This is a genomic window from Nitratireductor sp. J20-h4 (genome assembly GCF_056780505.1).
Map to the genome: position 1 here is coordinate 13,072 of NZ_JBQUVI010000001.1, position 23,486 is coordinate 36,557.

21 protein-coding genes and 2 pseudogenes are annotated in these 23,486 nt (G+C 61.2%); 16 read left to right on the forward strand and 7 right to left on the reverse strand.

Annotated features, from left to right (window positions below; genetic code table 11):
• Positions 1-47 precede the first annotated feature (47 nt).
• The 3 genes from ACT2B0_RS21570 (at position 48) to ACT2B0_RS21580 (ending at position 2,783) form a co-directional block, all read left to right on the forward strand.
• Positions 48-977, forward strand: coding sequence for an ArdC family protein (locus ACT2B0_RS21570; RefSeq protein WP_473466390.1), 930 nt, complete (start codon positions 48-50; stop codon positions 975-977).
• Positions 977-1,843: a hypothetical protein gene (locus ACT2B0_RS21575; RefSeq protein WP_473466393.1), complete on the forward strand. Its 867-nt coding sequence runs from the start codon at positions 977-979 to the stop codon at positions 1,841-1,843. The genes ACT2B0_RS21570 and ACT2B0_RS21575 overlap by 1 nt, the downstream gene beginning before the upstream one ends.
• 622 nt (positions 1,844-2,465) lie before the next feature.
• On the forward strand, positions 2,466-2,783 hold the full coding sequence (locus ACT2B0_RS21580; protein WP_025030081.1) for a DUF736 domain-containing protein: 318 nt from the start codon (positions 2,466-2,468) through the stop codon (positions 2,781-2,783).
• Between the two features lie 68 nt (positions 2,784-2,851).
• On the opposite strand, the gene ACT2B0_RS21585 is transcribed toward ACT2B0_RS21580, so the two are convergent.
• From ACT2B0_RS21585 to traC, 5 genes are all read right to left on the reverse strand, one after another.
• Positions 2,852-3,112: a WGR domain-containing protein gene (locus ACT2B0_RS21585; protein ID WP_025030082.1), complete on the reverse strand. Its 261-nt coding sequence runs from the start codon at positions 3,110-3,112 to the stop codon at positions 2,852-2,854.
• 83 nt (positions 3,113-3,195) lie between these two features.
• A complete protein-coding gene (locus ACT2B0_RS21590) occupies positions 3,196-4,272 on the reverse strand; it encodes a hypothetical protein (RefSeq protein ID WP_051556140.1) in 1,077 nt (358 codons plus the stop codon).
• 127 nt (positions 4,273-4,399) lie between these two features.
• A complete protein-coding gene (gene traG / locus ACT2B0_RS21595) occupies positions 4,400-6,328 on the reverse strand; it encodes a Ti-type conjugative transfer system protein TraG (protein ID WP_473466397.1) in 1,929 nt (642 codons plus the stop codon).
• Entirely contained in the window at positions 6,315-6,530 is a 216-nt protein-coding gene (gene traD / locus ACT2B0_RS21600; protein ID WP_473466399.1) for a type IV conjugative transfer system coupling protein TraD, read from the reverse strand. Before traD ends, traG begins: the two co-directional genes overlap by 14 nt.
• A gap of 4 nt (positions 6,531-6,534) precedes the next feature.
• Positions 6,535-6,798 carry a conjugal transfer protein TraC gene (gene traC / locus ACT2B0_RS21605; RefSeq protein WP_473466402.1) on the reverse strand — a complete coding sequence of 88 codons (264 nt, stop codon included), beginning with the start codon at positions 6,796-6,798 and terminating at the stop codon, positions 6,535-6,537.
• Between the two features lie 256 nt (positions 6,799-7,054).
• On the opposite strand from traC, the gene traA reads away from it, so the two are divergent.
• The 4 genes and pseudogenes from traA to ACT2B0_RS21625 all read left to right on the forward strand — a co-directional run bounded on the left by traA (position 7,055) and on the right by ACT2B0_RS21625 (position 12,989).
• On the forward strand, positions 7,055-10,366 hold the full coding sequence (gene traA / locus ACT2B0_RS21610) for a Ti-type conjugative transfer relaxase TraA (RefSeq protein WP_473466405.1): 3,312 nt from the start codon (positions 7,055-7,057) through the stop codon (positions 10,364-10,366).
• Entirely contained in the window at positions 10,363-10,893 is a 531-nt protein-coding gene (traF, locus tag ACT2B0_RS21615) for a conjugative transfer signal peptidase TraF (protein WP_473466408.1), read from the forward strand. The genes traA and traF overlap by 4 nt, the downstream gene beginning before the upstream one ends.
• A gap of 1 nt (position 10,894) precedes the next feature.
• Positions 10,895-12,037, forward strand: a pseudogene (locus tag ACT2B0_RS21620) (conjugal transfer protein TraB).
• A 13-nt stretch (positions 12,038-12,050) separates the two neighbouring features.
• The gene (locus tag ACT2B0_RS21625) at positions 12,051-12,989 is read left to right on the forward strand and encodes an acyl-homoserine-lactone synthase (protein ID WP_473466411.1); all 939 of its coding nucleotides are present in this window, start codon (positions 12,051-12,053) and stop codon (positions 12,987-12,989) included.
• An 85-nt stretch (positions 12,990-13,074) separates the two neighbouring features.
• Here the strand turns inward: ACT2B0_RS21625 and ACT2B0_RS21630 are convergent.
• Positions 13,075-14,409, reverse strand: a pseudogene (locus ACT2B0_RS21630) (IS1182 family transposase).
• Positions 14,410-14,748: 339 nt separating this feature from the next.
• Here ACT2B0_RS21630 and ACT2B0_RS21635 point away from each other — a divergent pair.
• The 3 genes from ACT2B0_RS21635 (at position 14,749) to ACT2B0_RS21645 (ending at position 15,661) form a co-directional block, all read left to right on the forward strand.
• Positions 14,749-15,108 carry a hypothetical protein gene (locus ACT2B0_RS21635; protein ID WP_348195932.1) on the forward strand — a complete coding sequence of 120 codons (360 nt, stop codon included), beginning with the start codon at positions 14,749-14,751 and terminating at the stop codon, positions 15,106-15,108.
• A gap of 109 nt (positions 15,109-15,217) precedes the next feature.
• Positions 15,218-15,484 carry a transcriptional regulator gene (locus ACT2B0_RS21640; RefSeq protein ID WP_348195930.1) on the forward strand — a complete coding sequence of 89 codons (267 nt, stop codon included), beginning with the start codon at positions 15,218-15,220 and terminating at the stop codon, positions 15,482-15,484.
• 33 nt (positions 15,485-15,517) lie between these two features.
• The gene (locus tag ACT2B0_RS21645) at positions 15,518-15,661 is read left to right on the forward strand and encodes a luciferase domain-containing protein (RefSeq protein WP_442969951.1); all 144 of its coding nucleotides are present in this window, start codon (positions 15,518-15,520) and stop codon (positions 15,659-15,661) included.
• Positions 15,662-15,813: 152 nt separating this feature from the next.
• Here ACT2B0_RS21645 and ACT2B0_RS21650 read toward each other — a convergent pair whose 3' ends face one another.
• Positions 15,814-16,734, reverse strand: a complete 921-nt coding sequence (locus ACT2B0_RS21650) for a LysR family transcriptional regulator (RefSeq protein ID WP_473466414.1) — start codon at positions 16,732-16,734, stop codon at positions 15,814-15,816.
• 96 nt (positions 16,735-16,830) lie between these two features.
• Between ACT2B0_RS21650 and ACT2B0_RS21655 the strand changes: the two genes are divergently transcribed.
• The 6 genes from ACT2B0_RS21655 to ACT2B0_RS21680 are packed head-to-tail and all read left to right on the forward strand — an operon-like array spanning position 16,831 to position 23,471.
• Positions 16,831-18,357, forward strand: coding sequence for a sulfatase (locus ACT2B0_RS21655; RefSeq protein WP_473466417.1), 1,527 nt, complete (start codon positions 16,831-16,833; stop codon positions 18,355-18,357).
• A gap of 27 nt (positions 18,358-18,384) precedes the next feature.
• The gene (locus tag ACT2B0_RS21660) at positions 18,385-19,701 is read left to right on the forward strand and encodes an ABC transporter substrate-binding protein (RefSeq protein WP_473466419.1); all 1,317 of its coding nucleotides are present in this window, start codon (positions 18,385-18,387) and stop codon (positions 19,699-19,701) included.
• 32 nt (positions 19,702-19,733) lie between these two features.
• On the forward strand, positions 19,734-20,654 hold the full coding sequence (locus ACT2B0_RS21665; RefSeq protein WP_473466422.1) for a carbohydrate ABC transporter permease: 921 nt from the start codon (positions 19,734-19,736) through the stop codon (positions 20,652-20,654).
• Complete coding sequence (locus ACT2B0_RS21670) at positions 20,651-21,481, forward strand: carbohydrate ABC transporter permease (protein ID WP_209181144.1); 831 nt, start codon at positions 20,651-20,653, stop codon at positions 21,479-21,481. Before ACT2B0_RS21665 ends, ACT2B0_RS21670 begins: the two co-directional genes overlap by 4 nt.
• Before the next feature lie 21 nt (positions 21,482-21,502).
• Complete coding sequence (locus ACT2B0_RS21675; protein WP_228873631.1) at positions 21,503-22,591, forward strand: ABC transporter ATP-binding protein; 1,089 nt, start codon at positions 21,503-21,505, stop codon at positions 22,589-22,591.
• Positions 22,584-23,471 (forward strand): DUF4432 family protein, encoded by an 888-nt coding sequence (locus ACT2B0_RS21680; RefSeq protein ID WP_473466426.1) that lies wholly within the window; start codon positions 22,584-22,586, stop codon positions 23,469-23,471. The genes ACT2B0_RS21675 and ACT2B0_RS21680 overlap by 8 nt, the downstream gene beginning before the upstream one ends.
• Positions 23,472-23,486: the final 15 nt, after the last annotated feature.

Here is a 23,486-nt window from a genome sequence, read left to right on the forward strand (position 1 = left end):
GTGACGGACCGCGATCGGCGCGGTCCTGAAAATCAGGAGGTCTGAAAATGAAAAAGAAAGAGAAGAGCCCGCGTATCGATATCTATGCGCGGATCACCGAGACGATCGTTGCCGATCTGGAAAACGGCGTCCGACCCTGGATGAAACCCTGGAGCGCAAGTGGGCTCGACGGCCGGATCACCCGACCCCTCAGGCACACGGGCGAGCCCTATACCGGCATCAACGTGCTGCTCCTCTGGTCGGAGAGTATCGCCCGAGGCTTCGAAGCACCGCTCTGGATGACTTACCGACAGGCCGGTCAGATCGGAGCCCAGGTCCGCAAGGGCGAAACCGGTGCGACCGTGGTCTATGCCAGCCGCTTCACCAAGACCGAAACCGACTCTCGCGGCGACGAGGTCGAGCGGGATATCCCGTTTCTCAAGACCTACACCGTCTTCAATTGCGATCAGATCGATGGGCTGCCGGATCACTATTATCACCGGCCGGACAGGATAATCGATCCGGTGTCACGGATCGACCATGCCGACCGCTTCTTTGAGAACACCGGCGCGGTGATCCGCCACGGCGGAACGAAAGCCTTCTTCGCTTCCGCGAGCGACCACATCCAGATGCCGCCTTTCGAGAGCTTCCGGGATGCGGAATCGTACGTCGCCGTTCTCAGCCATGAGGCCACCCACTGGACGGCGCCAGCACACCGCGTTGGACGCGATCTTTCCCGCTATCACAAGGATCGCTCCGAACGCGCCCGCGAAGAACTCATTGCCGAGCTCGGGAGCTGCTTCCTGTGCGCCGATCTCGGCATCGTGCCCGAACTCGAGCCCCGACCCGATCACGCAAGCTACCTTCACTCGTGGTTGCGTGTGCTCAAGGATGACAAGCGGGCAATCTTCCAAGCGGCGGCGCACGCGCAACGCGCGGTGACTTATCTCCATGGGCTGCAGCCCGCCGAGGTGGTTGAAGAGCGGGAGGCGGCCTGATGCCCTCCCTTTCGAATGCGACTGCGGAGGGCGACCAGCCCTCCGCAATTCGGCTGCGCGCGCTATCGCTCGGCGCCGGCGTACAGTCGACGACGCTCGCCCTGATGGCAGCGCATGGCGCGGTCGGGCCCATGCCGGACTGCGCGATTTTTGCCGATACCGGCTGGGAGCCGAGAGCCGTCTACGAGCATCTCGACTGGCTCATGTCGCCGAACGTGCTACCATTCCCGGTCTTCATCGTCGGGTCCGGCAACATGCGGGACAATCTGCTCGCCGCCGGTCGCGGCGAACGGTGGGCGTCGATCCCCGCATTCGCGCGGTCGGTCGACCGTCGCGGCAATGTCTCCATCGGCATGATCCGCCGCCAATGTACGGGCGATTACAAGATCGAGCCGATCCGCCGCAAGGTCCGCGAGCTGGTCGAGCTCACCCGCAAACGCTCGCCAACCTTCGCGGTCGTCGAGCAATGGATCGGGATTTCCTTCGACGAGGTGATGCGCATGAAGCCGAGCCGCGAGGCCTGGCAGCGCAACCGCTGGCCGCTGATCGAGGAGCGGATGACCCGCCGCGATTGCCTAGTCTGGCTGCGGGATCGCGGCTATCCCGACCCGCCGAAATCGGCCTGCATCGGTTGTCCGTTCCATGACAATTCCCGATGGCGCGCCATGCGCGACCATGACGAGGAGGCCTGGCGCGATGCGATTGATGTCGACCGTGCGATCCGAACCGGGATCCGGGGTATTCGCGGCGAGGTCTATCTGCACCGGTCCGGTGTTCCTCTCGAGGAGGCCGATCTTTCGACGCTGGCCGATCATGGCCAGCTCGATCTCTGGCCAAACGAGTGCGAGGGGATGTGCGGCGTTTGATGTCAGGCCGCTTCGGCGGCGCGTTCTCGCCATCAGAGTTCGGTCCGATGGCCCGGGACGACGGAGCACCTGCGAAACCTGCCTCCCCGCATCACGCCGTGCCAAAGCGGAGCCCCGGCAACAGCCGCACAGCTTGTCAGCGGAAGGCCACATTCGGACGCATGCCTGTTCTCTCTTTTCCGGTCGCACGTTCGGTCACCGGAGATAGATAGATCGTTGGCCGATAGTGCGGGAGATCCCGAACCGGCAATTGGGCCGCCTTAAACCGTGACGAGATCGATCTGCCGATTGTGCGCCTGTAACGGGTGGCGGTGAGCCTGTTCGCCACGTCACGGCCTATTCCTTTTTCCGTCGTCTCTCACGGAGCTCGCCCAACGCGGTCTCGATTTGGCATGTCTGACCGGCAAACGGCTTCGCCTCGCCCGGCTTGTCGCAACGGCGTGCCGGAACTTTCTTCCCCTGGCGGCTGCGCCACCATTCCTCGCGAGACAAGAAAGCCCCGGACCGCCGTCCTCCATTTCATTGCGGTCCCTTCGGGATGCGCGCCGATCGTTACCGGTCTCTTCGACAGCCATCGAGGCCGCGATGGGCGCGGCCCGAAACATCGAAAAGGAATAGGACAATGGCAAACATCGGCACTTTCACCACCACCAAGAACGGCTTCACCGGTCAGATCAACACCCTCGCGCTCAACATCAAGGCCCGCTTCGAGCGCGTCGAGAACCCCTCAGACAATGGCCCGCAGTTCCGCATCTTCTCGGGCAACGTCGAACTGGGCGCCGGCTGGCAGAAGCAGGCCAAGGGAACCGAACGCGACTATGTCTCAGTCAAGCTGGACGACCCGAGCTTCGCGGCTCCGATCTACGCCACCCTGGTCGAGGTGGAAGGCCAGGATGGCATGCAGCTGATCTGGTCGCGCCCGAACACAAACCGCGACTGATCTCCCCGGAAGACAAGGGCCTCGCCGCAAGGCGGGGCCTTTTTCATGTTCACGCTTATCGATCGCATCTAGCGATGCCGTTTGACAAGAAACGCATCACAATAACCGCGGCGGCGCTTGCGGCGCTCCAGCCGGTCGAATGCCAGATCGGCATCATCGGCGGTGTCGAATGTCTCCATCATGGTTTGCCCGCGCGTGCCGATCCTCCCCCAATCGCGAATGAGAGAGGCGCCTCCGAACAGCGTCGGCTGTATCGAAAGGCTGTAGAACCGCCGCATATTCTGTGCAGGGTCCACACGCCTGAGGTGAACGGGACCGGAATTGCTCATGGCCCAGAGTCTCGCTTCCTGTGGAAGCGACGTCCAACGAATTTCTTGAATCGTTGGATACGGATCGATTCATGGAATTGATGCTAGCCCGGGATCGCACCCGTCTTCTTCGCCCGCTCCACAAGCTTCGCATAGGTGGTCCCGTTCCCTGATGGGAAGTGCTTGCACCACGCTGCGAGAAAACGCTTCTCCCGCTCGAAGTCCTTCTCTTTATGCAGCAAGACAGCGACCCTCATTGGATAGTGCGGTGCCGGAATTTCCCCAGAGGTAAGATACCGCCTGAACGCATCGGAAACAGTGTCGCACTGCCATCCAAGATCTTGGTCTGCGGTCTTCATGAAGGCGCGGAACGAGCTTTCGTCCTGGTTCAGGAAGTCCGGTCCATTTGACGCTTGGCCATAGGTGATCCCTTCCTCCAGCATTCTGTCTGTCGTTGCTCTTATTGAGTTCCGTTGAAGTCGCTCCTGCTTTTCGGCATCGACCTCCTCCTGCTTCGCGAGTAAGCCGATGACGTCATCAACCTTTCCAGCCAGATCGGGCGACAACTGGCTGTCCGAGACGGGCGGCTTGCGAGCCGGGCGCTGCGCCTGCTTTGCCTTTATCCGTTCGCCGATCTCGTCGGCAAGTCCGGAAAGAACAGCCTCTTGGCGCTCAGACTGAGCAATCATGGCAGCCGACACGCCAGCGCGATGGTACTCGGCGATCTGCCATTTCAGCTGTTTGAGGTGGCTTGACACCTTGGCTTCCGGCTTACGCAAGGCGGTAATGCCAAGCTCGGGGTTCTCCGAAAGAAGCTCCTGTATTTCCTCAATTAGAACTGATCGAGCGCGAATATGGGCCTCCCATTGATCGCGACGATCTTCAGTGCGTGATGCAGAAAGCGACTCATGGACGGTAGGCTCACCGCGGAGATGCGCCAGCGCTTCCTCCTTCGCAGCTACTTCACTGGAATAGACATCGGAGAAATACGGGTCATTCCGGTCATCGACATCGGCAATACAAAACTTCCAACCACGGTCCTGAGGAAAGACGGTGATGCGAATTTGCCCATCGACCATCGTCGGGTTGCCGTTCTCAGAAATCGCCCAGCCTTCTGCACTCGGCCGAGCGTCTCCATCTCTCGTACTCGATTTGCCAAACAGCCATTTGAGAAACGACATGGTCCCCTCCAGTTGCAATCCATTGTCGACAGATTGCGATCTCTGACAAGCAGGGGATCAGAGTATTGGGTTCAGCGGCACAGAAGTTGATCCAATTCTTGCCGTTCGCGACGGGTGACTTCATTCTCTACATCACCGGGGATTGTACTTTGTGGAACCGGTTCTGAGCCACGACCGATTTCATGTCCTCCCGTCGGAACCAGATCGCGCGCCCGCATCGGAGCGGCGGATTGCCCGACGTGAACACGATCTGCTCGTCACCGCGCATGCGCAGCACTTCTTCCGGCAGGATCAGCGGCCGAGCGGCCAACTGCTTTGATCGCGTTCGCGACGATCCCGACATCTGCGATGTCCGGCTGAGCTGGTCGACCTCGACGGTGGTGTTGCCGCATCGCCGGGAAATGTATTCGGCGGTTTCGGGGTCGTTGATTGCCGCGAAAGACACCCAGGACGCGCTCTCGAACCATTTCGATGTGGCGTCGCGGCCGCCGTAGGTCTCGCGCATCTGGCCGATCGACTGAAAAAGAAGAAGTAGGCTGATCCCGTATTTGCGGCCGGCGTCCCGGGCGGTCTCCAGGATGCGCAAATAGCCCAGGCGCGCCACCTCATCGAGCAGGAAGAGCGTGCGACCCTTGATCTCTCCATTCCGATTGTAGATCGCGTTGAGCAGCCCGCCGATGATCGTTCGGGCAAGGCCCGGGTGGGCCTCAAGCGTCTTGAGGTCAAGATTGACGAAGATGTCTGTCTTGCCATTCGCGAAGTCTTCGGTCGAGAAACTCGCGCCGGAGACGAGCGCCGCGTAGTTCGGGTAGCTCAGCCAATGCGTTTCCTTGATCGCATTGGCGTAGACGCCGGAAAATGTTTCCGGCGTCATGTTGACGAAGGCGGCCACGTTCTCGCGCACGAATTCAGACTCTGATTTATCGTGGATCGTCTGCAACCTTTCGCGCAGTTTCGGCTCCGGCTCGGACAGGTTCATGCGCACCTGGCGCAACGTCTGTTTTTCTTTTTCCGTATGCCCGGACAGGCAAACATCGGCGATCAATGCGGTGATGAGCTGCAGGGCCGAGGCACGGAAGAAGTCGTCACGCATGGAGATCTGCTTGCCGACATCGGTGACGACCCAGCTCGCGACGGCAACGACATCCTCTTCCTTCGTGCCTCCGAAGCGCCCGATCCAGTCCAGCACGTTGAAGCCGACCGACGAGTCCTTGGGGCTGAGCACGAAGACCTCACGCCCGGCACGCCGCCTTTGATCGATCACCATGGGCGCGACCTCGTTGGATGGATCGAGCGCCACAAGTCCGCCGCCCCATTTGAGCGCCGTGGGAATCGTGACGGACGTCGTCTTGAACCCGCCCGATCCGGCGAAGACCAAGCCGTGCGTCGATCCGAAGGAAGCGTCGAAGCAGAGGAGCGACGACTTGCCGCCCGCGCCCCAGGATTGTTTGTCATCGGTGCGGAACGTGTGGCTCGCAACGCTGTCCTTGTCGACGCGATAGGCCTCGCCGATGACGGTTCCGCCGTCTCCGCCAAACATCCGTTTGGCCTCGCCGAGCGACATCCAGTCCGCCGATCCATGGATCGCGCGCTTTCCGGTCAGACGTCGGGGCTTCAGGCTTGCGAAAGCGGCATCGCCACGCAATCCGACCCGAAGCGCGAACATGCCGGCGACAAAGCAGACCATCGCACCGATACCGGTCGAAGGATCGGCATATTCGATCAACCGGTGTCCATCGGGAACCGCGTCCGCGAAACCGCGGAGGCGCGTCAACTCGCGCATCCCCGCAATGGCGACCACGCAGAGTGCGCCCGCAAGGACTCCAAGTCCGGCGGATTTGATAGCCATGGCACCACGCGCGGCGAAGAGAAAGATAACCCCGATGGCCGCGGCGGATAGATAGGGCAGGGCAATGCCTATCCGCCCGAGCGTCTGTTGCGCCTCGGCCGAATTGTCGAACCGCGCCAACCAGGCTTCCGAGCCGGTGAGCCCTAAACACACTGCGATCATCAGGCCGACCGGCGCGATCGCGAGGAGGAGCTTATTCAGCGTCATTTGAAAACGCCTCCGCTCCGATCGCCGTCAGCCGCTCACGCTCCGCTTCGTCCGCTGCTATCCGGCTGGCGCCGTCGATCAGCAATCCGAGCAGAAGGGCACGCTTTTCGTAGCGCAGGCCCGCCTTGGCGATCAGACCGCCAAGCTGGATTTTCTCGCGCGTATCCTTCTTTCGCGCGTCGGACTGGCTCGCCTGTTTCATCCGCTCAAGCCTCGCTATTCGCGCCCGAAGACGCGCCAGCCGGGTTTTGCGCGGGCGGGGATTTTCGGGTCTCGTTGCCGCCACCACGAAACCGTTTCGCCAAATCCTCGAAGGCTTCGACGAGCTTGGCATCATCGATCTCGATTTCTCCGAGACCGGCCTTGAGCGCGAGCTTGCCGATCCGTTCGGCCTCGCGTGCTTCTGCGGCCTTGAGCTGCTCCTGCAGTCTGGCGATGTCTTCCTTGATTTTCGACGAGGGTTTTCTCATTCCGTTTGCTCCCGGTTCTGGCGAATGGCGAAAAGCCATGAGCAGGATCGCCCGGGTGCGCGTTCAGCGCATCCCGGCAGAAATGCCGGGTCGAGAGACCCGTCTCTTTGAGAGATCATCCCAGCGTTCCGAAGGAATGCGTCCAAGGGCGCAGTAATACGTCGCTGGCGCGACGTGCTGCTGGCGGCCCTTGCAAAGGGCAGGGGCCTTTCCTCCCGGAACAAGGATGAACTTGTTCTCAGGAGCCCGTTGCGTCGTGGCGATCACGCATTTCACACCTCAGCTTATTTCGCGCGGAAATGGCCGCAGCGCGGTGCTGTCCGCCGCCTATCGCCATTGCGCGAAGATGAGCCACGAGGCCGAAGCGCGCACAGTCGACTATTCCAACAAGAAGAACCTCGCCCACGAGGAGTTCCTGCTGCCGCCCGATGCCCCGAAATGGGCCCGCGACATGATCGCCGACCGGTCTGTGGCGGGCGCCGCCGAGGCCTTTTGGAATGCGGTCGAAGCCTTCGAGAAGCGAAGCGATGCCCAGCTCGCCAAGGAATTCATCCTCGCTCTGCCGGTCGAGCTGAACCGGGACCAGAACATCGCCCTGGTCCGGCAGTTCGTCTCCGAGCAGGTGCTCTCGCGCGGGCAGGTCGCCGACTGGGTTTTTCACGACGATCCGGGCAATCCGCACATCCACCTGATGACCACGCTTCGCCCGCTGACCGAAGATGGGTACGGGTCCAAGAAGGTCGCCGTACTCGGTCCGGACGGACAACCGCTTCGGACCAAGGCCGGGAAAATCCAGTACAAGCTCTGGTCCGGTGAGAAGCCTGAATTCCTCGAGCAACGGCAAAGATGGCTCGATCTTCAGAACCACCATTTGGCACTTGCCGGGTTGGAAGTACGGGTCGACGGCCGCTCCTATGCCGAACGCGGCATCGACATCGAGCCGACCACCCATATCGGTGTTGCGGCAAAGGCGCTGCAGCGCAAGGCCGAGACCAAGGCGAGCGCCATCGATCTTGAACGGCTCGCCCTTCATGAGGCGCAACGGCAAAAGAACGCGGGGCGGATCGAGGACCGGCCCGAGCTGGTGCTCGACATTCTCACCTCCGAGAAGAGCGTCTTCGACCAGCGCGACATCGCCAAGGTCCTGCAACGATATATCGACGATCCCGAAAGCTTCCAGCGACTCCTGGCGCGGATCGCGGAAAGCCCGGAATGCGTGAAGCTCGCCGATGAGACCATTGAGTTCGCGACAGGCGCGCGTGTCCCGGCGCGGCTGACCACACGGGCGATGATCCGGCTCGAGGCCGAAATGGTCAGCAGGGCGGACTGGCTTTCGGGAAAGAGCGGGTTTGCGGTCCGGGCGAAGGTTTTGGAAGCCGTCTTTGGCCGGCACGAGCGGCTGTCGGATGAGCAGCGGACAGCCATCGAGCATGTGGCGGGCGCGGAGCGGATCGCGACCGTCGTCGGCCGGGCAGGGGCTGGTAAGACCACGATGATGAAGGCCGCCCGCGAAGCCTGGGAACTGGCCGGCTACAAAGTGGTCGGCGGCGCGCTTGCCGGCAAGGCGGCCGAGGGTCTGGAGAAGGAAGCGGGCATCCCGTCGCGGACGCTCGCCTCCTGGGAGCGTGGCTGGCAGAAGGGCCGCCGCCGTCTCGATGACAAGACAGTGTTCGTTCTCGACGAGGCGGGCATGGTCTCGTCCCGTCAGATGGCGATCTTCGTTGAAGCGGTCACCAAGTCCGGCGCCAAACTGATCCTTGTCGGCGACGCCGAACAGTTGCAGCCAATCGAGGCCGGTGCGGCGTTCCGGGCGATCGTCGAGCGCACCGGCTACGCCGAGCTCGAAACCATCTACCGCCAAAAAGAGGCCTGGATGCGCGCCGCATCGCTCGATCTGGCGCGGGGTCGGGTGAAGGAAGCGCTCTCTGCATATCGCGCGAAGGGCAAGCTGATTTCGCAAACGCTGAAGGCCGATGCGATCGAAACGCTCATTGCCGACTGGAATCGGGATTACGATCCGGAGAAGTCGACTTTGATCCTCGCGCATCTTCGCCGCGATGTCCGCCAGCTCAACACGATGGCGCGCGAAAAGCTCGTCGAGCGGGGGCTGGTCGAGGCCGGTCATGTCTTCAGGACCGAGGACGGCGAGCGGAATTTCGCGGCCGGCGACCAGATCGTCTTCCTCAAGAACGAGGGGTCGCTCGGCGTCAAGAACGGCATGATCGCAAAGGTCGTCGAAGCGGCGCCCGGCCGTATCGTCGTAACCATTGGAGACGGGGAAGGCGCACACCGCGTCACCGTCGACCAGCGCTTCTACCGAAACCTGGATCACGGCTACGCCACGACCATCCACAAGTCGCAGGGCGCTACGGTCGATCGCGTGAAGGTGCTCGCCTCACTCTCGCTCGACCGGCATCTGACCTATGTCGCAATGACCCGGCATCGGGAAGACATGGCGCTCTATTATGGCAGCCGGTCTTTCCACCTCGCGGGCGGGCTCGAGAAACTCTTATCCCGCAAAAACGCCAAGGAAGTCACGCTCGATTATGCGGGCGGCCGCTTCTATGCCCAGGCACTGCGTTTTGCCAACCACCGCGGTCTTCATCTCGTCCGCGTCGCCCGGACGCTGATGCGGGACCGGGTCCAGTGGACGATCCGGCAGAAACAGAAACTGGTCGATCTCGGAGCTCGCCTTCGCGCCGCCGGCGCGCGTCTGGGCATTGTCGATCAGCCACTTCACCAACCCGCGCAATCAATCAGAAAGGCCGCGCCGATGGTCAAGGGTATTTCCATTTTCACTATGTCGGTCACCGACGCCGTGGACGAAAAGCTGCAATCCGATCCGGCGCTGCAAAAGCAGTGGGACAATTTCTCCGACCGTATTCGCCTCATCTACGCGGATCCTGAATCCGCCTTCAAGGCCATGCGCATGGAGGCGGTTGTCGAAGACCCGAACGTTGCCAGGCAGCGCCTCGGCGAGATCGAGCGGAATGCGGCGAGCTTCGGTGCGCTCAAGGGTCGAGACGGGTTTCTGGCGAGCCGCTCGGATCGCGAAGAGCGGCGCGTGGCGGAAGTCAACGTACCAGCACTGCGCAAGGACCTCGAACGCTATCTCGACATGAGGGAGAGGGCGACGGCCAAGTACAGGCTGGAAGAGGAAGGACACCGCAAGCGGACCTCGATCGACATTCCGTCCCTGTCGCCGGCAGCAGCGCGCGCAATGGAAAAGGTCCGCGACGCCATCGACAGGAACGACCTGCCGGCCGCGCTCGGCTTTGCGCTGGCCGACCGCATGGTGAAAGCCGAACTCGACACCTTCAACAAGGCGGTCTCGGAGCGGTTCGGGGAGCGGACATTGCTCGGCAATGCGGCCAAGGACCCGTCGGGCGCGACCTTCGGCAAAGCGGCGCAGGGCATGTCGGCGGGCGAACGCGAAAAGCTCGCTTCCGCTTGGCCGATGATGCGCGCCGGCCAGCAGCTGGCCGCCCATGAGCGCACCCAGAAAGCCCTGAAACAGTCCGAGGCGATGCGGCAGACGCAGACCAAGAGCCAGGGGCTTCAACAGTGAGCCGCCGTCGCCGGACGGTGATCGTTGCCGTTCTCGCTTGCTTTCCTCTGGCGTTGCTCGGCTTGGGCTATGGGGCGGACTTTCGGTTCAATCTGACACCGAGCTATCCGCTCGGTCTCTGGCGGATCGAAACGCTGAACCGTGATGTCCGGGGCGGGGATCGGATATTCATTTGCCCGCCGCTGACCGGCGCGTTTCGTCAGGCACTTGAGCGCGGATATGTGCGGCGCGGCCTCTGCCCCGGCTGGCTCAGCCCCTTGATCAAGACGGTCGCGGCACTGCCCGGGCAATCAGTTGAAATCGGCACATCCGTCGCGATCGACGGTCTCGCTCTGCCGCAATCCGCAGTCCAACCGCGTGACGGATCGGGCAGGGAGCTGACGCCCGATCCCGGCGGTGTCGTGCCCCCAGACACGCTGTTTCTTTTTTCGACATTCAGAGGTTCTTATGACTCGCGCTACTTCGGGCCGATCCCGGCCGCCGGCGTTCTCGGGTTGGCAAAACCGGTTTTCACCTTCACGCCATAGCATGGTCACCGCGGCAATGTTCCTCGCTGCTGCCGCCGGGGTTGGTGCGTTCGGGTGGAGCGGCGAAGTGCTTCTTCTCCCGATCGCGTGCCTCTTTCCCGCACTCTGGGCGTTCGCCCCCACACGGCTGGTCGCAGGCATGGTTTCGATGGCGTATTTCATGGCGGCTTCGAGAGGCTTGCCCAACGGCGTATCGATTTTCTACGCGAGCGATATCTGGGTCGGTCTCGGTCTCTGGATTGCCGCGTCACTGCTGTTCGTTGCAGTACACACGGTGCTTTGGTCTCCAAAGCCCGGATGGCATCGGCCGTTACGATATCTGTTTGCGGCGACGCTGATGAGCGTGCCGCCGCTCGGCATCGTCGGGTGGGCAAGTCCGATCACGCCGGCCGGTGTCCTGTTCCCCGGTTGGGGGTGGGGAGGACTTGCAATCACGGCAGCCGGCTTAACGGTGATGTCCACACGAGCCTGGCCGCTCGCGACTGTCGCAATGGGCGTGGCCTTTGCGCTTTCCGCAATCACCTGGACTGATCCCGCGGCACCAAAGGGATGGGTCGGAATTGATACGACCTTCGACTACCAGGTCGCTGGAAACCATGCCGACTATGAGCAGCATATGGAGACGATCGCGCTCGTCAGACGCGCCGCGGAGGACGGTGCCACCACAATCATCCTTCCCGAAAGCGCGCTTGGGATCTGGACACCGACCGCCGAACGCCTCTGGACCCGAAACCTGGTCGGCCTCGATGTCGTCGTCGCTGGCGGCGCCGTTGTCATCAACGAGAGCGGCTACGACAATGTCATGATCGAGCTAACAGGCGAGGGGACGAGGATCCTCTACCGGGAGCGGATGCCGGTGCCGGTTTCGATGTGGCGGCCCTGGGAAGAGGGCGGCGCGACGGCGCAATTCTTCGGCAATCCAACCGGCAGAATTGCCGGGACGTCGATCGCACCCTTGATCTGCTATGAGCAGCTCATCGTGTGGCCGATCCTGCAATCCATGCTGCTTCGCCCGGACCTCATCGTGGCGACAGGCAATGGTTAGTGGACCGGCGACACCAACATCGTTCCGATCCAGAAAGCGAGCGCCAGGGCGTGGGCGGCGCTATTCGGACTGCGACTCGTCATCGCCTTCAACACCTGATGGAACCTTTCAGATGATCGACATCGACCTCATTCAGCAATGCGCCGATCCCCGCCTTGAGATCGCCGTGGTGCAGCAGTTCGTGGCCGAAATAAGCGCGCCGGACCACCTCGCCATCCGCGTGTTCCAGGGCGACAAGATGATCCTTGTCCCGGCACCGAAATCGGCCGAGCAGGTGGTTAAGACCACCCGGCAATGGGTCGGCAAGGCAAATGTCAGGGTAGGGCTGACGCAATTTCCCGCGGGGCTTGGCGCTACCGATCCATCAGAGATCGGCCTCGAACTCTTCGATACCTGCGAGAACTTGCGTCTTGGGACGGAACTGTTCGGGAAGCTATTAAGGATCGTTGGCGATCGCGAAGAGGAAGGCGGTGCCTCGGAATTTGAGACGGCTTTGCAAGCTTATTTCACGGGCTGGTTCGAGGGAGAGCAGGTTTTCTACGCGGAGGAACCGGAGTCGACGCATCCTAGCGAATCGGTACCGGCTCGGCTCTTGCCCACGACCGGCCCCAATATGCTTAGAGACGTGTTTTCTGTGCTGATGCCAGGTGGGCCAGTCGAAAGCCCGTTGATCTGGGAGAGCTCTCGCTTTGCGGTCAACCCGCGCATCTTCGAAGCGAAGGACCGGGCCGAGGCTAACCATACGGTGAACCGGACCACCGTGGAGCTCCTGTGCGGGATGGTCGAAACCGCCCAACAGGCCGGCATCGAGCACATCGTGTCCGTCTTCGACGCCAGAATGGCCCGGATTTTCAGGTTGATCGATTGCCGCTTTGAGCAACTAGGGACGCCGGCGCGAATCGGCAAGACGATGACTTATTCCGGCCTGTTCGATATGAGTGGCGACATGTGGTCCCGGCTAGGTGCGGCGGGCAATTTCCGCGAGCCGGTTCTCACCGATGTTGCACTGCCGTTACGGTCAGCAACCGGACATATGGCAAATGCCGAATAACTCCAATGAAAACACGTAGGCTAGGAGCCTGTCCGAATAGTCGCTTTTGAGTGTGTTGTCGGAACTGGCGCGACAGATCTTCTTGTCATGTTTGCGCCTTTGCGAGCTTGAGGATGTTGTGGGCGGTGCAGATGAGGGTCCATTCGGCCTTCACTTTATCAGCACCGCGTAACAGGAACTGCCTGAACCCTCTTGCCTGCTTGATCTGTCCGAACACCGGTTCCACTACCTGCTTTCGCAATCGGTAGCGACTTCGTCGCCCGGCCCGCTTGAGCTTGCGTTGCATGGCTTGGGTGAGCGGTCTGCCCTTGTGTCTGGGCTTGTCGGGATGCTTGGCCCGACCGGTTGCGACGTAGGCTGTGATGGCTCGCTCTTGCAGGGTCTCAAGGTTTGCCTCGCTCATGTAACCGCTGTCGGCCGAAACCTCTTCGGGTCGACGGCCGAGCCCCGCCTCGATGCCGTCGACGAGAGGCACGAGCTGGCCATGATCGCTCATGCTCGCCGTCAGGCCGTGCGCCACGATCACTTGCGCGTGCCCGTCAACCGCCGCCTGCGCATTGTATCCCTAGACGAAGCCGTCCCTGGTCTTCAGGATGCGGCTCTCGGGATCGGTGAAGTTGCGTTGCGCCTTGCCGTCGGGTACATCGCGCGGCGGTTTGGGCGTCTTGCCAGTCTTCTTGCGCCCTTGCGCCTTGCGCTGGTCTTCGGCAGCCGCACGCCGGCGGGTTTCCGCCGCCGCAGCAGCCCTGGCCTCGGCCTCCAGAGCCTCCCTGGCCTCGCGGATCTTCGCGAGCCGTTTGGGCTTGTCCTTGACCCAGTCCGGCATCTCGTCGCCGCGCTTGCCCGGCCCGTAAAGCCGGTCCTCATCGGCGTCAGCCGCCTCGGCAGCTTCCAGCTAGACCCGCACCTGGGCTGCCAGTTCCTCTTCGCGCCGGATCATATGGGCATAGCTCATCGCCTTGTGCTTCGACGCGTTCGCCTTCACCTTCGTGCCGTCCAGCGCAACATGGCCCAGCTTGACAAGGCCCGCCGTCGCTGCCAGCCGCAGCACCTGCACGAACAGTTCCGACAACGCCGCCAGATGACGCCGTCGAAACTCCGAGATCGTGCGGAAGTCCGGACCGTCCAGCGCCACGATCATCATGAAATCAGCCCGCTCCCGGCACGCCCCGGCAATCCGACGCGATGAATAGATCCCAACCGCATAGGAGTACAAAAGCAGTGCAACCATCATCGCCGGATCGTAGGGAGGCTGACCCTTCGCGCCACGGTAGCTGGCATCGATCGCCGTCAGGTCAAGGCTCTCGCGCACAAGATCAACGACAAACCGGGAAAGATGGTCGGCGGGAACAAAATCCTGAACCGACGGCGGAATCAGAAGGGTCTCGTCAAGACGCCAGGCGCGAAATCTCTTGCTCATGGGCTATATTCGAATCAGACTCGCCTCCAAACGTCGAGAAAATTTCAATTCTCAGACAAACTCCTAGCGTCTGGCGTTCGTTAACCTGATCAAATATGCTTCTCCCCGAGGCGGTACGCGCGGCCTTGGGGCTTAGAAACCCCTCCCTAGCGGCTTGGCACCGGCCGACGCGGTGCCAGGATCCTTCGGCTTACGGCCGGGGGCATGTGACGCATGTCCAGGTGCCTCGGTGCTAAAGGTCGCAGGGCCGTCTAGGGGGGTTTCTAACCCCCGGCTTGGGGTCGAGATCTTATATTTTGCGGGGCGTACTGCGGACCAAGCCGTGGGAATTTGCCGCTATTGCCAGAACCGATCAGTCTCAATCTTGAACCGTCATCGCTGAAATATTCCGTTTCCGCGATTCTTGCCGGCTTGAACGAGTCCGCGCTTGAGCGTGTCGCTCTGGACGTCATTCGTGAGCAGACCAGCGACAACGCGACGACGATGGAGCTTCTGCGCGAGGTCGCCAACCTGATGCATACATCGGGTCTGCCCGACACGCAGTTGCTGCCTGCCGCGGCCACCTTCCTTGGCCAGACCGTGGTGAACCAGGCGTCGAACGCGGCGTTTCAGGACGGCTTCGTTGTCGTCTGCGGGATTTTCCTCCTCGCTCTGATTCCGACTTGGCTGATGTGGCGCGCGGCGTCTTCGACCGCATAGCGGGGATATCTCCACTATGATGTACCTAAAATTCCGTGACAGAAACCCTTCGCTAACAAGCCGAAAGCGCAATAGCGCCGGCTCGGGTATCACCAAGGGAGACATGGAAATGACTGATGTCGACCCAGACGACAAGGAAAACGAACTTCCGATCACGCCAGCGCAATGCCGTATGGCGAGGGCTGGTGTGCAAATGTCGGTGCGCGAGTTGGCGCATCTGGCTGAGGTTTCCGGTCTTACGGTCACGCGGTTCGAGAACGGCGATGTCACTTGTCCGGTGGAGACGATATTGGGACTTATGATGGTGTTGGAGGCGCGCGGTGCACGTTTCTTATCCAATTCGGCAGGAATTGGTGTCATGATAGTAGATCATTAACGCAAATGCGCAAAGGCTGGATGCGAGGCTTTTATGATAAGCAACGAGTTCCCCCACGTGCATCCGGCAAAAGACGGCGACCTGCACACGATGCTGCCGGCGGATGCGGTATCGAAGGTTATCGATCTGGGTTGGGCAGAGCTCCATCCGACGGTGGCTGCCGGCATGATCCCCTAAATCGCAGCCTTGGTCAACGCGCCCAGAGACAACGCGGAGATCAACTCGGTCCTCGTTCTCCTGCAGCTGGCGTACGATTTCTCGCGTGGCGATTTCACGCGGGCCTCCAATGTCGTTTTTAGACTTAAACCAAGCAAGGATCCTTCCCGCACCTAATTCGGAGCAAGGCCGAATGCCCGCACCTCGTCCTTGATAATCCCGATCATGCGGTTGAAAGGCGCGGTCCGGGCGATAGAGTTGCGATAGCTAATGCCGGTGGCGATCCGCCAGTCGTAGCTCGGCACTGGCAGCGCCGCGAGGTCGGATCCGAGGCGGGGATGTAGCAGCGGTTCCGGTAAGCTGGTCAGGAATCCGTTGTTCCGCACGAGATCGAGCGCCAACGCCAGCGAGTGCGTCGACACGATCGTACGTGGCGACGGCACGTCCGCCTTCTTGAACAGAGCCTCGATTCTCCCCAGAGCCAGTGAGTCATAGCTTAGCTGAACCCAGGCGCGCTGCGACAAGTCCGTTTCGCGAACATCCGTCGCGGCAGCGAGCGGATCGTCTGCCGCTGCGACGATCCTGTTCGACTGATTGTAGAGCGGGATCTCCTGAACCCCGACCGACAGCGTTTCCGCTCCGCTGCGCAGGCCGCCGAAATAGGCGCCAATCTCACCTGTGTTGAGCGCCGGTAACATGATCGCGCCAACGCCGGTCCGCACGGATATCTGCAGGTTCGGAAACTCGTTGGAAAGCCGCGCGAGCACGTGAGCCATGAACGCGGCCTCATAGGTCGGGCCGACGCCGATCCGCAACGCGCCTCGCGCCCCGTTGCGGGTGGCCGTGAGATCGAAGAGCGCGCTGTCCCATTGCATCTCGATCTCTCGCGCCCGGGTATAGAATGCCTGTCCGGCCTGGGTCAGGGTGACGCCACGCGACGAGCGTTCGAAAAGCGCCGCGCCGAGATGGAGCTCAAGCTCGCGCAGCGACTTGGAGAGGGCCGGCTGGCTGATGTTCAGGTGCCGTGCCGCTGCCTGAACACTGCCCAGTTCGGCGGTGGCGAGGAAGTGTTTCAGGCGCCAGATGTGATCCATTTATAACTCCGGGTTATACCTACTATGCACAAAAATATTAGCCCCGCGAGGACGAACCGTCTAGACTCACATCGTTCGTAAGAAAGTGGGTTCTTGATGCGCGCCGTTTTTGTTTTGTTCGATTCACTCAACCGTCTCGCGCTTGGTTGCTATGGCGGAGCGGCGATTGCGACACCTAACTTCGATCGCTTCGCCCAGCGGGCCGTGACCTTCGACAATCATTATGTCGGCTCGCTGCCCTGCATGCCGGCCCGGCGTGACATGCATACGGGTAGGCTGAACTTCATGCACCGCTCCTGGGGTCCGCTCGAACCTTTCGACAATTCGATGCCCGATATCTTGAAGAACGCAGGCGTGCACACACATCTCATCAGCGACCACTTCCACTACTACGAGGATGGCGGCGCGACGTATCACAGCCGCTATAAAACCTGGGAGTTCATTCGCGGACAGGAATACGACCCGTGGATCGCGATGGTGCAACCGCCTTTGGAGCGCTTCAAGGAAATGTATTCCGACAAGCACTACAACGTGCCGACGGAACCGAAGCGGCGGCAGCATCAAGTCAATCGCGAAAAGATACGAATGGAGGAGGATTTTCCCGGCCCGGCGTGCTTCGCGCGCGCCTTTGCCTTCCTCGACGACAACCGCATGGCGGACAACTGGTTTCTGCAGCTCGAATGCTTCGATCCGCACGAGCCGTTCTTCGCGCCCGAGAAATACCGTCAGGAGTACACGACGGGCTACAATGGCTCGATCCTCGACTGGCCGAAATACGCGCCGGTCAAGGAAAGCCCGGACGAGATCGCGGAGATCCGGGCGAACTACGCCGCTCTCGTGGCCATGTGCGACGCCTATTTCGGCAAGCTTCTGGACTATTTCGATGAGCACGATCTCTGGTCCGATACCTGCCTCGTGCTTACGACCGATCACGGTTTCCTGCTGAGCGAGCATGACTGGTGGGGAAAGAACCTGACGCCATATTACGAGGAGATCTCGCATATTCCGCTGATCGTCCACCATCCGGACTATGCCGCAAAGGCGGGGACACGGATTGCGACGCTGAGCCAGACCACCGACCTCATGCCGACGTTCCTCGAGGTCTTCGGGCATTCCGTGCCGAAGGAAGTCACCGGCAGGTCGGTCCTGTCGCTGATCGACGGAAAACCCGGCCCCGAGGCGGTGATCTTCGGGATGTTCGGCGGTCCGGTTGGCGTGACCGATGGCGAATACAGTTTCTTCCGCTATCCGGCGAACCTGTTCGACGAGCAGCTTGGCGAATACACCCTGATGCCCACGCACATGACAGGGTTCTTCGGGCCGGACGAGCTCGCGACCGGGCAGATGGTCGGCCCCTTCGATTTCTCAAAGGGGCAAAGGCTTCTGCGCTATGATGCGCTCAACTCCGCGCGACGGCCTCCGGGGCTTGACGGAACCAAGTTCGGAGCTTTCGAATCCACCATCTATCACAATGCGTCGGACCCCAATCAGCTTCGTCCAATATCCGACGCCGCGATCGAGGCGCGACTGAACACGGAGATCGTGAGGCTCCTGAAGGCGCACGATGCGCCACCCGAATACTTCAACTGGATCGGCCTCGCCGAGGGCGCGGACGTGAACTGAAAGACGAATAACGGGAGGAACCGAAAAGTGAAGAGAACAGCATTCAGCATTGCAACCGGTCTTCTGGCGCTGGCAGTCGTCATGCCGGCGCACGCCAAAGATCAGCGGGACATCACCATGGCGATTAACCAGTCTCCCTGGCTGAATTCCTTCGTCGCCATGGTCGATCTCTACGAGGAGGAAACCGGGAACGTCGTCAATCTTGACGTCAATCCGTTCGGGGGACTGCTGGAAAAGATCCGGAACTCGGTGCGTGGCTCCGAAGGCACCTACGATCTTGTCAACATCAACTCGCTCTGGCTGTCCGAGATCTATTCCGGCGGCTTCCTCGCCCCGCTTGGCGAGGTGCAGGAAGGCTACACGCTTCAGGATGGCGTCCTGAGCTACGGCGCGACCACGAATTGGGATGCGGCGGTCGGGTCATTCTCGCCGGACGGCGCGCTGATGGGTGTGCCGGTCAACGGTAACGTCCAGGTCCTCTATTACAACCAGGCGATCTATGACGAACTCGGCCTGTCGATTCCCGACACATGGGACGACCTTTATGCGAACGCTAAAAAAATCGAAGAGGCCAAGGGCATTTACGGCTTCGTTCCGCGCGCGGCTCGCGATTCGATCGTCTACAATATCACCCCCTACATCTTCAGCCACGATGCCGCGTTTTTCCGGGTGACGGGCCCGGGACAGGCCGCGATCGGGCTGAATACGACCGAGGGGCTTGCGGCGCTGAAAACCTATCTGAAGATGTCAGGGGAGGATGTTGCTCCGCCGAATCCCGGTGCCATCGCGCAGGGTGAGCTTATCCAGCTTCTGTCCACCGGCAAAGCCGCGCAGGCGATCGCAGTGATCGCCGCTTGGGGCGCGCTGGAAAACCCCAACGAGTCCCGGGTTGTCGGCCAGATGTCGGCATCGTTGATCCCCGCTGGTCCGGGCGGAACACACGCGTCGAGCGCCGGTCACTGGGTCGCGGGTATCCCCAAGAACGTGTCGGCGGAGCGCCAGCGCGCAGCGCTGGCCTTTTTGGACTGGTTCCAGTCCCAGGCGCTCCAAGTGAAGTATGTCGAAGCCGGAGGCGTACCCGTGCGGGGCGATCTGGCGGAAACCGGTCTGGGGGCGAACAACTCTTACCGTTTCCTTGGGGCCTATTCGGCAAATGCGGCAAATGCGGTGATGGGTCTGCCTTTCGCGGCCGCCGCCGAAGCATCCGACGCGATGGCCCTGCACTTCAACCGGGCCGTCATCGGGGAGGAAAGCCCCGAGGTGGCGCTCAATGCGGCGGCCGAGGCCCTGGCGGGCATACTTGAGCGGAACGGCTTTACCGTCACCCGCCAGCCAGACCTCTGAGCCACTTCGCTAGCGCCTCTGGACGGAACCAGATGAACACCATGATCAAACCGGGTGTCGTAATTCGTCGGAACAAGCGATGGCTGGTGCTGTCGCTTGCGCCCGTCGCGGTGTTCTTCCTGGTTCTGTCCGGGTTTCCGGTGCTGAACCTTCTGGGTCTGAGCTTCTTCGATGTGGAATGGCGTGAAGGCGCGGCCGAGTTCAACTATATCGGTCTGGAGAACTACCGCCGGCTCTTCCTGGAGGAAACGATATACTGGGCGGGGGTGCGCAACACGCTCGTCTTTGCGGTGACCGTCGTGACCTGCCAGATGGTCCTCGGGTTTTCGATGGCGCTGGCCGTGAAGCGGGCGGGGTCGGTCGGGCGAACGATCCTGACCGGCATCTTCCTCCTGCCGATCGTGATCCCCCCAATCGTCATTGGCACGATGTGGCGTCTGGTCATGGGGCGCGAGTTCGGGCTGGCGAACACGCTGCTTCGTTGGTTCGGTCTGAACGAGGTCGATTGGCTCGGAAACCCTGACATCGCGCTCGCATCGGTGATGTTCGTGGACATCTGGCACTGGACGCCTTTCGTCTTTCTTCTCATGCTCGCCGGTCTGGAGTCGCTTGACGAGGAAGTTCTGGACGCGGCCCGATTGGATGTGACCGGCTTCTGGCAGGAGGTGCGCCATATCGTGCTGCCGCTGATGCTGCCTACGATCCTCATCACGGTGATTTTTCGGGTCATCCTGTCGTTCAAGGTCTTCGACGAGGTCTATCTGCTGACATCAGGCGGGCCAGGCACGGCCACGGAGGTCGTTAACTTTTCGATTTACCGTACCTTCTTCCGGCAGGATCAGGTCGGGTACGGTTCGGCGATGTCGGTGGTCACATTGTTTGCCATAGCGCTCACGATCATCCTCGCGCGCGGAGTGCTGGCCCGCCGCAGGAACGCGGAGGAGGCAGAATGACCCTGCGCCGAACCTCGGGTCGCGTTGCGGCAAATGTTTTGGTCTGGGGCTATGCGGCAATGATTCTGCTGCCGACACTTTGGGTGTTATCCAATGCCTTCAAATACAAGATCGATATCATAACGGGCGCGACGCTCAGCCCGGTCACCTGGAGCAATTTCGAGCAGCTTCTGTTTTCGCGCCAGTCCCAATTCCTGTGGAACCTGCTCAACAGTGCCTTTGTCGCGGTCAGTTCAACCGCGATCGTCATCGTTATTGCCACGATGGCCGCCTTTACACTCGGCCGCTTGAGAGTACCCGGGTGGGTTCGCTGGCCGATCCTGGGCTGGGCACTGTTGTTCCAAATGCTTCCCACGCTCACCTTCGTGGGTTCCTGGTATGTCATGTGGTCGGCGATCGGACTGCACGGAACCTATATCTCGGTCATCCTGACCCATGTCGTGCATAATCTGCCGATGGGCCTGTTCCTGATGCTGAGCTTCATGTCCGCATTGCCGCACGAGATCTTTCAAGCTGCGCGCATGGACGGATGCTCGAACAGCCAGATGTTCTGGCGGGTGGCCTTCCCGCTGGTGCGGGGTGGAATGATCGCGGCGACGGCGCTGATCTTCATCTTTTCCTGGAGCGACTTCGCCATCGCTTTGACGCTGACCTCGCCGGCGACGATGACGGCTCCGGTCGCCATCGCAACCTTCGCGCAGGAATACGACATCCGCTATGGCGAGATGGCCGCCGGGACTCTCTTGTCAATCGTCCCGGCGCTGATCCTGATCCTCGTCGGCCAGCGATTTATCGTCCGCGGGCTTCTGGCAGGCGCAGTCAAGTAGACACGGAGAGAAGGGAATCTCATGGCAACCGTTACCCTTAAGGGGGTACGAAAGAAATACGGTCGGGTAGAGGTTATTCCGCCGATCGATCTGGAGGTTCCGAGCGGCGAATTTATCGCCCTCGTCGGTCCTTCGGGCAGCGGTAAGTCCACGTTGTTGCGGATCATTGCGGGTCTGGAAGAGATCGACGCGGGTCGGATTTTTGTGGACGGCAAGGATGTCACGCAAACCGAACCGAGTGATCGGGACATGGCGATGGTCTTCCAGTCCTACGCGCTCTATCCGCACATGACGGTCGCCGAGAACATGGTCTTTGCCCTCAGGATGCGCGGGACGGATCCCACCGAGATCGCCCGCCGTCTCGAAGCGGCGCTAAAAATGCTTGGCATGTCGGAATACGCTAACCGCCGACCCGGTCAGCTCTCCGGCGGGCAAAGGCAACGCGTGGCCATGGGTCGGGCGATCGTTCGGCAGCCGCAGGTCTTTCTTTTCGACGAACCTCTATCCAATCTCGACGCCAAGCTGCGCGCGGCGACAAGACTGGAATTGCGGGCGTTGCACGATCAACTGGGGGCCACTTCCGTCTTCGTCACTCACGACCAGATCGAAGCTATGACCATGGCTGACCGCATCGTCTTGCTCGACGGCGGTCGTATCCAGCAGATTGGAACGCCGCGAGAGATCTATCGCGAACCGCAGAACCGCTTTGTCGCGAGTTTCATCGGCTCGCCGGAGATCAATATGCTACGCGGCATGCTGGCATCCGCGGCCGGCCGCCTCACCTTCGAGGGGCTACCGCTGTCCGAGTCATTGCAGGCCGCTGCGGGTCGCGAGGTCGATCTCGGCATTCGTCCCGAGCACATCAGGGTCTGGCCAGACGCAGCACCGGATCGCTGGCCCTTCGAAGTGGACGCGGTGGAGTTTACCGGGCACGACGCGTTCCTCGTCGGCAAAACCCCGGCAGGCCGGGTTACGCTCCGTATCGACCCGGACAATGACCGTGGTTTGGCCGATAGCGTTGTCGCTGGTCAGCAGCTTCATGTGCAGTTGCAGGAGCGACATATATTGCTTTTCAATCCTGACACTGGCGTTAGGATCACGAATGGCTGAGACATGCAGGCTGCGGACCCTGCGCTTCGATGGCGGCACCGAGGACGGCGCTCGGCTGATCGAGGTCGAAAACGCGGCCGGGCTCTCAATCGATCTACTTCCCGATCGGTGCCTTGATGTCGGGATTGTGCGCTATCGCGGCGTGCCTTTCGGATGGATCGGCGAAAACGGGCTGGCCCCGGCCCGACCTGGAGAGATGGATCAGGCCCTTGGCGGTCTGCTCTGCACTTGCGGATTTGATCACATCCGCCAACCGGCGAACGACGGCCTCCGGCACCTCCCGCTGCATGGCTCCATGTCGCTGAGGCGCGCTATCGTGACAACTACGCAAGTGCTGGAGGACGGTTCCGCCGAGGTCTGTGCAACGGTCGCCCACGGAACCCTTTCAGGTCAGTGCTGGCGGCTCCACCGACGCGTGACACTGCCTCCCGACCGTGCCGAAATCAGTATTGAAGACCGGGTTGAAGCTCGCGGGCGAGGGGAGATCACGCCCATCATGGCACTCTATCACATCAATCTCAGCGCCCCGCAGATTAGCCCGGATACTCTAGTCGAGGTCGCAACTCGCATGCGTCCGGACCTGCCCGGCACCGAGGACTTCACCTTCTGCGAACCCGCACCAGCCAATGGGCAACTTATCCAGGTGTCGGATGGTGGAAGGGATCCGCGACGGTGCTTCCGGTTGTCGTTCGACCAGCAGGCCCTGCCTTGGCTACAGTTTCATCGACGTACGGCGGCTGGCGGCGGTCTTTTCTGTATCGAACCGACCACTCATAACCGTCAGCCTCGCGGTGAACTCCTGCGCGATGAAACGCCGCTTAACGGTTCTGTCGAGCGCCGTTTTCAGTTAGTAATGAGCTTCGGGTCGGGGTCCGCCTGAGTTGTTCTCGGGCGC